Source organism: Curtobacterium sp. MCBA15_012 (assembly GCF_001864935.2).
Taxonomy (GTDB): Bacteria; Actinomycetota; Actinomycetes; order Actinomycetales; family Microbacteriaceae; genus Curtobacterium.
The window spans coordinates 609,988-622,329 of record NZ_CP126267.1 but is presented as its reverse complement, the minus strand read 5'-3'; the positions used below and the strand labels follow the sequence as shown (position 1 = coordinate 622,329).

At 71.1% G+C, this 12,342-nt stretch carries 11 protein-coding genes; 9 read left to right on the top strand and 2 right to left on the bottom strand.

Annotated elements, in window-relative coordinates:
- Window positions 1-77: 77 nt before the first annotated feature.
- The 9 genes from QOL15_RS02935 (at window position 78) to QOL15_RS02895 (ending at window position 10,299) form a co-directional block, all read left to right on the top strand.
- Window positions 78-506: a DUF3060 domain-containing protein gene (locus QOL15_RS02935; protein ID WP_071248967.1), complete on the top strand. Its 429-nt coding sequence runs from the start codon at window positions 78-80 to the stop codon at window positions 504-506.
- A gap of 131 nt (window positions 507-637) precedes the next feature.
- Window positions 638-2,044, top strand: a complete 1,407-nt coding sequence (locus tag QOL15_RS02930) for a polysaccharide biosynthesis tyrosine autokinase (RefSeq protein ID WP_071248969.1) — start codon at window positions 638-640, stop codon at window positions 2,042-2,044.
- 107 nt (window positions 2,045-2,151) lie between these two features.
- Window positions 2,152-3,213, top strand: a complete 1,062-nt coding sequence (locus QOL15_RS02925; protein WP_071248971.1) for an SDR family NAD(P)-dependent oxidoreductase — start codon at window positions 2,152-2,154, stop codon at window positions 3,211-3,213.
- Window positions 3,210-4,292, top strand: a complete 1,083-nt coding sequence (locus QOL15_RS02920) for an NAD-dependent epimerase/dehydratase family protein (RefSeq protein WP_071248973.1) — start codon at window positions 3,210-3,212, stop codon at window positions 4,290-4,292. Before QOL15_RS02925 ends, QOL15_RS02920 begins: the two co-directional genes overlap by 4 nt.
- Window positions 4,289-5,434, top strand: a complete 1,146-nt coding sequence (wecB, locus tag QOL15_RS02915; protein WP_071248975.1) for a non-hydrolyzing UDP-N-acetylglucosamine 2-epimerase — start codon at window positions 4,289-4,291, stop codon at window positions 5,432-5,434. The genes QOL15_RS02920 and wecB overlap by 4 nt, the downstream gene beginning before the upstream one ends.
- On the top strand, window positions 5,431-6,699 hold the full coding sequence (locus QOL15_RS02910; RefSeq protein ID WP_071248976.1) for a hypothetical protein: 1,269 nt from the start codon (window positions 5,431-5,433) through the stop codon (window positions 6,697-6,699). The genes wecB and QOL15_RS02910 overlap by 4 nt, the downstream gene beginning before the upstream one ends.
- A complete protein-coding gene (locus QOL15_RS02905) occupies window positions 6,696-7,916 on the top strand; it encodes a hypothetical protein (RefSeq protein WP_175473860.1) in 1,221 nt (406 codons plus the stop codon). Before QOL15_RS02910 ends, QOL15_RS02905 begins: the two co-directional genes overlap by 4 nt.
- Before the next feature lie 11 nt (window positions 7,917-7,927).
- Window positions 7,928-9,172 (top strand): glycosyltransferase family 4 protein, encoded by a 1,245-nt coding sequence (locus tag QOL15_RS02900; protein ID WP_139266367.1) that lies wholly within the window; start codon window positions 7,928-7,930, stop codon window positions 9,170-9,172.
- Window positions 9,169-10,299, top strand: a complete 1,131-nt coding sequence (locus tag QOL15_RS02895; RefSeq protein WP_071248981.1) for a glycosyltransferase — start codon at window positions 9,169-9,171, stop codon at window positions 10,297-10,299. The genes QOL15_RS02900 and QOL15_RS02895 overlap by 4 nt, the downstream gene beginning before the upstream one ends.
- 147 nt (window positions 10,300-10,446) lie before the next feature.
- Here QOL15_RS02895 and QOL15_RS02890 read toward each other — a convergent pair whose 3' ends face one another.
- Together QOL15_RS02890 and QOL15_RS02885 are read right to left on the bottom strand one after the other, a co-directional pair.
- Window positions 10,447-11,100, bottom strand: coding sequence for a sugar transferase (locus tag QOL15_RS02890; protein WP_071248983.1), 654 nt, complete (start codon window positions 11,098-11,100; stop codon window positions 10,447-10,449).
- Window positions 11,097-12,320, bottom strand: a complete 1,224-nt coding sequence (locus QOL15_RS02885; RefSeq protein ID WP_071248985.1) for a glycosyltransferase family 4 protein — start codon at window positions 12,318-12,320, stop codon at window positions 11,097-11,099. The genes QOL15_RS02890 and QOL15_RS02885 overlap by 4 nt, the downstream gene beginning before the upstream one ends.
- Window positions 12,321-12,342: the final 22 nt, after the last annotated feature.

Genomic DNA, 12,342 nt, shown 5'->3' with positions numbered 1-12,342 from the left:
AGCACCGCTCCGACCGGCCGCCGACCCACGCCCACACACCGGCCCCCACACGCCTCCACGACTCACGAAGGACACTCATGCCGATCCGACGCAGCACCACCGCGCTCCTCACCGTCACCGTCGCCGCGCTGCTCCTCACCGGGTGTTCCGCGCAGCACACCGACGCCACCGCCGAGACACCGACCCCGACTGCCTCAACCACCGCCCCCGCCTCCGACCCGGGAGCGCCCACCGCGTACGACAACGCATGCGACGGCAAGCAAGCCGTGCTCAGCGGCGAGCACACCACCCGCTCGATCGAGGAGTGCCCCGCCGTCGCGGTCACCGCCGCCGGAAGCACGATCACCATCGGCAAGGCCACCACCCTCGTCGTCGAGGGCAGCAACAACACCATCACCGCCGACACCGTCGACTCCGTCCTCCTCCTCGGCTCGAACAACGAAGTCCACGTGAAGACGGGCACCCCCGAGACCGACGACCAAGGCGCCGGCAACACCGTCGACTGACACCCCACACACACGCGCACGAGGGCCACCGGGCAACCGGCTGGCCCTCGTCGTACGCGTAGCACGTCGGGCATTGCCCGTTTCATATTTCACGTGCTAGGATTTGAGTACGAACTCGACGACAGGACCACATGGATCTCCCCGACATCCTCCACGCGCTGCGCCGCCGCTGGCCGGTCGTGCTGAGCGGACTCGCCCTCGGCGTGACCGCCAGTTGCCTGCAGCTCGCACTGACCACTCCGACCTACGACGCAACCGCGCGCCTCTACGTCACCGTTGCCGCTGCCGAGCAGGGATCGGCCACCGACATCGTGCAGGGTGGCAACGCCGCCGAGCAGCGCGTGCGGTCGTACGCCGACATCATCACCACCCCGCGTGTGCTCCAGCGCGCCATCGACGACCTCGGTCTCGACCTCAGCGCGCAGGACCTGGCTCAGCGGGTCCGGGCGTCGTCGCCCAACGACACCGTGCTGCTGAACCTCACGGTCAACGACACCTCGGCCGATCGCGCCGCGGAGATCGCGAACGCGATCAGTGCGACCTTCACGGCGCTCGTCGCCGACGACCTCGAGCAGGCCAGCGCCGGATCGACCAGCCCCGTGTCCATCCGGACGGTGCAACCCGCCGTCGTGCCCGAGGACCGTGCGACCCCACAGACCACGAAGAGCGCCTTCCTCGGGGTGGCCGGGGGTCTGACCCTCGGCGTGATCGGCGCCATGCTGCGCGAGCTGCTCGACACGAAGATCCGCGGTCGCTCCGAGGTCGAGTCCGTGACCGATCGTCCTGTCCTCGGTGTCATCCCGAGGTGGAACGGACTGCACCGGACCCCGGTGTTCATCCAGGGCGACCGCCGGGGAGTGTTCGCCGAGGCCTTCCGCGCCCTCCGCACGAACCTCCGGTTCCTCGGCCGGAGCGAGAACGGGCGCGTCTTCGTCATCACCTCGGCGAACGCCAGCGAGGGCAAGACGACGACGACGGTGAACCTGGCCGCTGCGCTCATGGAGGGCGGCGCCCGGGTCGCGATCGTCGACTGCGACCTCCGACGTCCGGCCGTCGCCGACCGCCTGGACATCGACAACCACGCCGGACTGACCGACGTCCTGATCGGCCGCGCCGAGCTCGATGACGTCGCGGTCCCGTGGGGGGACACCGGAACCGTCCTGCCCACGGGACCCCTGCCACCGAACCCCGCAGACCTGCTCGCCTCGACGGGCATGACCGAGATACTCGCAACGCTCGCCGCCGACAACGACTACGTCATCATCGACACGCCGCCGCTGCTCCCGGTGACGGATGCTGCGGTCCTGGCCGCGGCCTGCTCCGGAGCGATCGTCGTCACCGCGGCCCGGCGGTCCCACACGCACGAACTCCGCGACGCACTGGCCGTGCTGGAACGCGCAGACGCCCACACGCTCGGCCTCGCCGTGACGATGGCGAAGGCTCCGCAGCAGCGCTACAGCTACGGCTACCTCGGCGCTCCGGCCGACCTGACCCGGGCAGACCTCCGCCCGGTCCGTGGGACGCGTGTCGCGGACTGACGCAACCACCTCACCGCCGCAGGCCGATGCGGTCACGCGCGTCGCGCCTCCAGGCCGGCCGCACCAACCACCTCAAGCCAGAACGATCCAGTGAAGACAGGACCATCATGACCTTCAACACCGCCTCCCTCGTCGGTTCCCGTGTCCTCGTGACCGGCGGCACCGGTTCCTTCGGCAAGACCGTCACCAAGCGTCTCCTCGCCCGGGGCGTCGGCGAGGTCCGGATCCTCAGCCGCGACGAAGCCAAGCAGGACCAGCTGCGGAACGAGCTGAACGACCCGCGCGCTCGCTTCTACCTCGGCGACGTGCGTGAGCCGGAGAGCGTCAGTCGAGCGGTCCGTGGTGTCGACCACGTCTTCCACGCGGCTGCGCTGAAGCAGGTGCCGTCGTGCGAGTTCTTCCCGCTCGAGGCGGTGCGCACCAACGTGCTGGGCAGCCAGAACGTCGTGGCAGAGGCCGAGGCGGCCGGCGTGAAGTCCGTCGTGTGCCTGAGCACCGACAAGGCCGTGTACCCGGTCAACGCGATGGGGATCAGCAAAGCGCTGATGGAGAAGGTCGCGCTGTCCTTCGGTCTGAACAACAACGAGTCCGGAACGATCGTGTCGTGCGTCCGCTACGGCAACGTGATGTACTCGCGCGGCTCGGTCATCCCGCTCTTCATCGACCAGATCCGCCGCGGCCAGCAGCTCACCGTCACGAACCCCGAGATGACCCGGTTCATGATGTCCCTGGACGACAGCGTCGACCTCGTCGAGCACGCCTTCGTGCACGCCAACCAGGGTGACCTGTTCGTGAAGAAGGCCGCATCGTGCACGATCGGGGACCTCGCACGCGCGCTGGCCAACCTGTTCGGCCTCTCGGGCGAACCGTTCCGCGTGATCGGGACGCGACACGCAGAGAAGCTCTCCGAGGCGCTCGCCAGCCGCGAGGAACTCGCCCGCGCGCAGGACATGGGTGACTACTTCCGCATCCCCGCGGACGTCCGCGACCTGAACTACTCGGCGTACGTCGACGAGGGCGACCCTGCCCAGACCGACCGGATCGCCTACGACTCGCACAGCGTCGAGCGCCTGGACGTGCGCGGTGTCGAGGATCTCCTGCTCTCCCTGCCCGAGGTCCGCGCAGAGCTGGCGCGTGCTGGGCGGGACCTGGTCAGGATCGCCGCGTGATCGCCGTCAGCGGGCGCGGCGGCCTGATCGGATGGCACCTCCGGACGGTGTTGCACGCCGAAGGGCGGCCGTGGATCGACGTCGACCTGCGAACGACGAGCGGTCCCGCAGCGGTCCGGGGCCTCGGTGCCGTCGACACCGCGATCCACGTGGCCGGGATCTCCCGGGGCTCCGACCACGACGTCCGTGACGGCAACGTCGAACTCGCTCGTCGGTTCGTGTCCGCCCTGGACGCAGCAGGCGCCCGGCCGCGGCGCCTCGTCTACGCGAACAGCGGCATGCGCGGCACCAACCCCTACACCGAGGGCAAGTCCCGTGCGGCGGCGGTGCTGGCGGAGGCAGCAGCTCGGTGGGAGGCCGAGTTCGTCGACCTCGTGATCCAGAACGTCTTCGGCGAGCACGGGACGCCCTACCACAACGGCGTCACGCAGACCTTCTGCCACCGGATCGCGAGGGGCGAACGACCGACCATCGACTCCGACGACGTCCGCACCTTCGTGCACGCGCAGGACGTGGCCGAGGCCCTGTCCGGTTGGATCGACCAGGCCGAACTCGACCGTCGAGGAACGACCGTCTCCGTCCCCGACCTGGCCCGACGCATCACGGCGCAGGCGGAGGTCTACCGCCGCGGCGAGATCCCCGCCCTGGACTCCCCGTTCGAACGGGACCTCTTCAACACGTACCGCTCCTACGCCTCGGTGCTCGAGCCGGTGCACCCCCTGACAGCGTCGACCGACCACAGGGGCACCTTCACGGAGATCGTCCGCGCACACGGCGGTCCCGGGCAGACCGGTGTGTCGACCACTGCTCCGGGCGTCACCCGCGGCGACCACTTCCACCGTCGGAAGGTCGAACGCTTCGTGGTGGTGCAGGGCGAGGCCCGCATCACCCTCCGGCGCGTGCTCACCGACGAACGCCGGACCATCCGGGTGAGCGGAGACCGACCCGTCGCCGTCGACATGCCGACCCTGTGGGCGCACTCCCTCACCAACACCGGCGACACACCGCTCGTGACGCTCTTCTGGACGAACGAGCTCTTCGACCCTGCCCGACCCGACACGATCCAGGACCCCGCATGACCACGAACACGACCCGCCCCCGGACGAAGGTCCTGACCGTCGTCGGCACCCGGCCGGAGCTCATCCGGCTGTCCGAGGTCATCCACCTGCTCGAACGGACGTGCGACCACGTCCTCGTCCACACCGGGCAGAACCACGACCGCCAGCTGAACGACGTCTTCTTCGAGGACCTCGGACTGCGCCAGCCCGACCACCTGCTGTCGATCGACACGTCCTCGCTCGGCTCGGTCCTCGGCGACGTCCTGCGCCAGACCGAGCAGGTCCTGCTGGCGGAGCGGCCCGACGCCGTGCTCGTGCTCGGGGACACGAACAGCGCACTGGCCGCGATCATCGCGAAGCGCATGCGCATCCCGGTGTTCCACATGGAGGCCGGCAACCGGTCCTTCGACGAGAACGTCCCGGAGGAGACGAACCGGCGCCTGGTCGACCACGTCGCGGACTACAACCTCGTGTACACCGAGCACGCGCGACGGAACCTGCTGTCGGAGGGGATCCACCCCGCCCGCGTCGTGTTGACCGGGTCACCGCTCTGCGAGGTACTCGCCGCCCACAGCGCGTCCATCGCGGCGAGCGACGCCCTCGAGCAGTACTCACTCGAGCCGGACGGTTACGTCCTCGTGAGCGCGCATCGCGAGGAGAACGTCGACGACCCGGAACGACTCATCGCACTGCTCGATGCGGTCCAGGCCGTCGGGGACGAGCACGACCTGCCGGTCCTGGTGTCCACCCACCCGCGGACGCGCAGGTCCCTGACCGGGATCGACGCGAGCCGTTGGCCGAGGGTGATCCTGCACGAGCCCTTCGGTTTCCACGACTACATCGCGCTGCAGCGCTCGGCGTTCGTGGTGCTGTCGGACTCCGGCACCATCAGCGAGGAGTCCGTCATGCTCGGGTTCCCGGCGGTCACGCTCCGCGAGCGCATCGAGCGTCCGGAGGCGATCGACACCGGTTCGGTGGTGACCGCCGGGGTCGCCACCCGGTCGGTGACCGAAGCGGTTCGCTTCGCTCGCGCCACCGCCACGACACGGCAGTCGGCACCGGCGGAGTACGCGGTGCCGGACACGGCCCGCCGCGTGGTCGGGTTCATCCTCGGCACCGCGCACGCGCACCACGCCAACCTGGGCATCCGGCGTCGACCGTGAACGCCACGCGATCCGTCGGTCGTCAGCTCGCGCTGCGCTTCCCGACGACGTTCGCCGTCGCTGCTCCGTACGTGCTGCTCTTCCTGCCGACGGCGGTCTGGTACGGCAACCCGGAGACCGACTTCATCATCCGGACGTCGGCGCTCGCGATCGCCGGGGCGTTCGCCGTCGAGGCCGCGGTCGCGTCGATCGCGGTCGCCGAACGCCGCTCCGGCAGGCCGGCCGCGACGTCCCCGCGCAACCCGTCCCCCCGGCTCCCGTCCGTGTCGGCCTGGCACCCGGAGCGTCTCGCCGTGCTCGCGCGCATCGTCAGCGTCGTCGCGATCGCCGCGACCCTCGCCTCCGTCGTGCTGGGTGCGGGGACACTGCGATCGCAGGTCGACGGGGAGCTCCCCTCCGGCGCTGCCGCCGTCCTCACGCCCTTCACCTCGTGGACAGCGGTCGCACTGGCGCTGCTCATCACGGCCCGGCACACGGGGGGTCTGAGCCGAGCTGGCGTCCTCCGCTGGATCGGTGCGCTCCTGCTGACACAGGTCGTCTCCGCGTCCGTCACCACCATCACGGTGCGCGCGGTCGCGTTCCTGGTGCTCCTGGCCGCCCTGGCGTACCTCACCGAGCTCGTGCCGCGGTCGTGGATCGTCGCTTCGATCGGGCTCGTCGCCGTCGTCTGGCCGACCGTCTTCGCCGTGCGGAACCAGCTGCGGCTCGCGAACGGCATCGACGTGAGCACCGACGTGACGGCGAGCGACCGGCTCCGCTTCGACGAGCAGATCGGCCGCGCCGCCGACCTGGGGCCCGGTCACGAGCTCGGCCAGCCCGGGTTCGGCGAGGTGGTCCGGTACGGCCTCGTGCCCCGGTTCCTCGACCCCGACCGCGGTGCGCTCTCGTCCGGCAACCTGATCAACGAGTACCTCGGCGGCGCACCCTTCTCGTCGTACACGTTCCTCCCGGTGGCGACCGTGTGGTTCTTCTGGGGAGCCTTCGCCGTGGTGCTCCTGTACGCCGGGTACGCGGCGTTCGTGATGACGCTCCGGCCGTGGTCCGGCATCGCGCGGCGTCCGTACGCCCTCGTCCTCTTCACGCTCGCTCTCAACGGCCCGCTCTCGTGGTTCGGGACACCGCCCGACTCGACGATCGGCGCGCTGCAGGCGCTCGTCGCGACGCTTCCGGTGTTCGTGGCGCTGCAGGTGTGGGCTCGGCGATCACCCGTCCGGGGGGACCGCCCGACGCGAGTGACTCCCACGTCGACGGTGCGGCAGTCGTGAGGCGCCTGCCCGGGGTCATCCGGAGTCGTGCGGTCGCCGCCCTCACCGCGACGGCGCTCGCGAGCGCCTCCGGGTTGCTCGTCGCGGTCTCGGTCGCGCGGACGTCCTCCGTCGACGACACCGGTCGGTTCGGCGTCGCCGTGGCCGCTCTGGTCCTCCTGACGGCGCTCAGCAAGTCGGCCGTGACCGATCCCCTGGTCGCGGACGCGCACCGTCGTCCCCGCGGGACCAGGATGCTCGGTCGGGCGTCGGTCATGGGGCTCGTCGGGGCGGTCGTACTGCTCGGCGCCGGCGTGGCGACCGGGTCGGCCTACCTGGTCACGGGAGCCGTCGTCGCGCACGGCCTGACGCTCCGTGAGTGCGTCCGGGCGGTCCTGCTCGCGACCGGGGCAGCGTGGCAGGCGGTCGTCCTCGAGACGGTCGTGTGCACGGCGAGCGTGATCGCCCTCGTCGGGACGCTCCTCGGCGCGTGGGACGGCCTCACCGCCTTCGCCCTCTGGGCCGGTGGCGGCGCGCTGATCGGGTACACGGCTGCGGCTGTGACGCGTTCGGACGTGGTCCCGTCGTGGGCGAGGACGCCGGTGACGCACGCACGGTCGATCGCCTTCGCGAGCGACACGGTGATCGGCAGCGGCGTCGTGCAGCTCGTCACCTGGATCGCGACGGCGATCGGCGGCCTGTCGGTCGCCGCAGCGCTCCGCGGAGCCGGCACGCTCGCGGGCCCGGTGACCGTTGCGCTGTCCGCCTCCCGCGCGGTGCTCATCCCCCGGGCGGTCCAGCACCTCGGATCGGGATGCGGTCTGCGTCCGTTCGTGATCGACACCGCGGTCCTGTCGGGGCTCGCTCTGCCGGCCCTCGTCCTCCTCGCGTCCGCGCCCGACCGCCTCGGCAGCGCACTGCTCGGTGCGACCTGGAGGACCGTCGAGCCCGTCCTCCTGCTCACCGCCGTCGAGCTGTTCTTCCAGATGGTCGCGGCCGTCCCCGAGGTCGCGCACCGCGCGATCGGCAACGGTCGTCGGATCGTGTCGGTCAGGATCGCCACGGCCGCGGTGCGACTGCCCGCGGTGATCATCGCCGCGTCGCACGGCATCGACGCGATCGTCGCCGCTGCCGCTGTCGTCACCGTCCTCGGCGCCGTCGCGTGGTGGTGGAGTCTCGCGACGCTCGTCGCCCCCTCGTCAGCACCTCGTCCCCGGCCCGGTCCGGGCCTCTCGTGAAGGAGCCGCCCTTGCGCACTCTCGCCATCGTGGTACCCGAGTACCGCACCCCTGAAGCTCGAGGCGGGGGCCTCGCCGCCGTGGCGGACTTCGTGGCATCGGCGTTCGGAGGATGCCACGTCCCCCACGACGAGCGGTGGGCCGTCCGGTTCGTGTCCCCTCGCATGTTCCGCGGCGCTCCGGAACACGCCTCTCCGCTGCGCCCGGCCTCGCTCCTCCGCGGCCCGACGGCCCGATCACGGACGTTCGGTGGCCACGAGGTCTGGGACGTCGGGACGGTGCTTCCCGAGCTCGAGTCGAACCGGTACCGGCCACGCCGTGTCCTGACCGAGGTCATCGACGAGTGTGATGCCGCGCTCGTGATCGCCGGGACCCCGGCCATCGGATCCGTCATGCGGGACGTGCGCATCCCCTGGGTGCTGAAGGTCGCATCCCTCGTCGAGGAGGAACGGTCGGCTCGGCTCGCGGTCACACGCGGAGTCCGCGGTGCGCTGTTGCGCGCGAACACGGCCGCGACGGCGCGGTACGACGCGCGGGCCCTCGACCTGGCCGGGACCATCGTCACGGTCAACGCGTCGATGGCGGACGTCCTGCGGGAGCGCACCGGTCAGATCGTCGAGGTCCTCCCGCTCGGGGTCGACACGGACGTCCACCGGCCAGCCGAGCGCCGCGCCGCGGACGGCCCCGTCGTCATGGCCGGTCGCCTGAACGACCCTCGGAAGGACATCCGGACGCTCCTGCGCGCCTACGCGATCGCTCGACACGAGCACGGCCTGCGGAACCGTCTGGTGCTGGCCGGTCGGCACACCTTGCCCACCGCGGACCTGGAGCTCATCGACGAGCTCGGACTCCGGGACGTCGTCGACGTGCTGAGCTCACCCTCGGACGAGGAACTCGCGACGCTGCTGCGCAGCGCGTCGCTCTTCGCCCTCGCTTCCCGAGAGGAAGGGTTCGGCGTGGTCTTCATCGAGGCGATGGCCTCCGGCCTGCCCGTCGTCACGACCGCGACCCGCGGAGCGACCGAGGCGGTCCCCTCGGACGTCGGCACGCTCGTGCCGTTCGGACCGACGATCGAGGCTGCCTTCGCGGCAGCGCTCGCGGACGGTGTCCGCGACCGCGAGCACGCCGACGCGCGCGGACGCCGCGCGCGTGCACACGTCGAGCGGACCTACGCCCGAGCGGTGGCGGAACGGGCGTGGCGTGCGTCCCTCGCCCGCGCGGTGGAACGCCACTCCGAGCGGGGGGCGGACCGGTGACCGCCGTCCGGGTCCTGGCACCGTACTTCCCGCCCGCTGTCGCCGGCGGCGGACCGATCCGCACGCTCGACGCCCTGACGCGTGCGGCACCGTCTCGGATGCACGTCGAGGTGCTCACCCGTGACCGCGACCTCCAGGCGCGTGTGCGCCTCGACGTCCCTCGGTCGCCGGTCCGCGACGCCCACCGCACCGTCCACTTCCTCGACACCGGCGGGCCGACGGGCACCCTGCGGCTCGCTCGGGCGATCAGGCGTGGTCCTCGTCCCGACCTCACCTACGCCAACAGCGTGTTCGATCCGTTGTTCGGCATCCTCCCATCGCTCCTGGAGCGATGCGCGACACCACGGGGCGGACGGCTGCTCGTCGCGCCCCGTGGCGAGTTCGACCCGGGAGCGCTCGCGCTGCAGCAGGCGAAGAAGCACCGGTACCTCACCCTCGCCCGTCACGCGGGGCTGTTCCGTCGGACCGTCTGGCACGCGTCCACCGAGCTCGAGGCGGCGAACATCCGGGCGGTGGTGGGTGACGACGCCGTGGTCGTCGTGCGGGAGAACGAGACGATGCTGCCCGCGGTCGCGAGGCGCTCGCCGGTCCGGGTGGCCGGTCGACTCGAGTTGGTCACGGTGGGACGGATCAGTCCGAAGAAGCGGACGCACCTGCTGCTCGAGGCACTCGCGGAGGTCTCCGTGCCGGTGCGTCTCGTCGTGGTCGGCCCGGTCGACGATCAGGCGTACGGGCGGAAGTGCGAGGCCCTCGCCCGCGCGCTGCCCGGCCACGTCCGCGTCGAGTTCCGGGGAACGCGGACGCACGACGAGGTGCTCGCCTCGATCGAGGACGCGCACGCCATGGTGACCGCGACGGCCGGTGAGAACTTCGGACACACGATCGTCGAGGCGATGTCGGTCGGGCGCCCGGTCCTGCTCCCCGACACCACGCCGTGGTCCGGACGCGTCGCGGCCGGCGGCGGGGAGGTCGTGCCCGACGACGGATGGGCAGACGTCCTCGAGCAGCTCGCCCGCGAGGACGAGGTGTCCCTGACACGGCGTGCGACGGACGCGGCCGATGCCTACGACGCCTGGCGCTCGGCCCGGCCGGCACCCCACGTCTTCGAGCTGGCACTCGGGCTCTGACGGCCTGACCTCGACACAGTCGGTGTGCGGGGGGGGGGGGAGCGATCTCCCGGGACGACGAGACCTCGACACGTCATCTGTGCCGGGGAACCCGGTACGACGAGACCCCGGCACGTCGTCCGTGCCGGGGTCTCGTCGTGCTCGGGGTCAGACGCTCACGCGCTCGTTCCCCGGATCGACGCCCGTGAACCGCACCATCGTCGCGTGCCCGGGCGCGGACACGCCGCGTGCCGTCAGGACGGTGCGGACGGTGGCCACGAGGATGCGGACATCGAGCCGGAACGAGCACCCGTCGACGTAGGCCACGTCGAGGTCGAACCGGGTGTCCCAGTCGGAGTCGTTGCGACCGTTGACCTGTGCGAGTCCGGTCATCCCCGGCCGGACCTCGTGCCGCCTGGCCTGTCGCTCGGAGTAGAGCGGCAGGTAGGACATCAGGAGCGGCCTCGGCCCGATGATGCTCATCTCGCCGCGGGCGACGTTCACGAGGTTCGGGAGCTCGTCGATGCTCGTGGTGCGGAGCAGGCGCCCGAGCCGGGTGATCCGCAGGTGGTCGCCGTCCGTTCCCAGCCGCTCGAGCTCGGCGTCGGGGCGCATGGTCCGGAACTTCACGATCTGGAAGGGGACTCCGTGGAGGCCGGGTCGTGTCTGTCGGTAGATCACCGGTCCGCTCCCCTCGCAGCGGATGGCGACGGCGACGACGATGAACAGCGGTGCGAGCAGGACGAGGAGCGCGACGGCGACGATCTGGTCGAGCAGCCGCTTCCGGTGCGCCCACGAGCGCTCCCGCCGACGACGGGTCATCGGGCTGCCTCCGACAGGATCTGCTCGATGCGGTCGATCGCAGGACCGGGGTGCATCCGCTGTTCGACGACGCGACGAGCGTTCGCGGCCATCCGGTCGCGTTCCGCTCCGACGGTCGAGTGCGCTGCCCGGAAGGCGGCTTCGATCGCGTCGACGTCCGACGGGTCGACGACGAACCCGGCTGCGCCCTCGCGGACGATCTCCGCCGCGTCACCGGAGACCGCAGCGATCACGGGCACCCCGTTGGCGAGCGCGTCCTGGAGCTTGGAGGGGATGGTCATCGGCGACATCGGTGCCACCGCCAACGAGACGATCTCGAAGTCCGCACCCGCGTGCACGCCCGGCATCGCCTCTCTCGCGACCGCTGGTCGGAAGTCGATGTTCGTCGCGCCGATCTCACTCGCGGTGGCTCTGAGGTCGTCGGCAGCCATCCCGTCGCCGACGAAGACGAAGCGCAGGTCGTGCAGATCGCGGCAGCGCGCGGCGGCTCGGATGATCGGGTCCAGACCCTGGTTCGGGCCGAGGTTGCCGGCGTACACGATCGTCGTCGTTCCGTCGCGGTCACGCGCTGCTGGCTCGGGGAGGTGCATCGCCCAGTTGAGCACGACGGACGTGTCCGCGTCCCTGCTCCCCCGCTCGACCAGGAGTCGAGCAGCGCCCGGAGCGATCGCGATGACGTGCGCGGCGCGCCGGTGGAGTCGGCGGAGCCACGCGAGGAGCGCGACCTGTGCCGCCTTCGCGGCTCTCGCGCTCCGGACGAATCCGGACCCCGTGACGGACTCGGGCCAGATGTCCTGTACGTGGAGGACGTACGGCGTGCGGAACAGCAACTGCCACAGCATCGGGCCGATCGCGGCTGTCGGCTGTGCGCTGTGCACGTAGACGACGTCGGCATGCCGGGCGTCGAGGGTGCGCGTGAGCGAGGACGCGGCGAAGCTGAGGCAGTTCACCATGCGCCGGAGCGCGCTGCTCGAGTGGTCCGGCACGATGGGCACGCGACGGACGGTGACCGCCCCGTCCCGCTCCGCGTGCCGGAACCGCTGCTTCCAACCGGGGAACACCCGGCCGAAGGGGTAGTTGGGGAACGCGGTCACCACGGTGACGTCGTGACCCCGCTCCGCGAGGCCGCGCGCAACGGAGGCGGGGATCCAGCCCTGCATCTCCGGCGGGTAGTACTGCGTCACGATGGTGACTCGAAGGTGCGTCGATCGGGTTGCCATCCCAGAATTCTAATATCTTGTG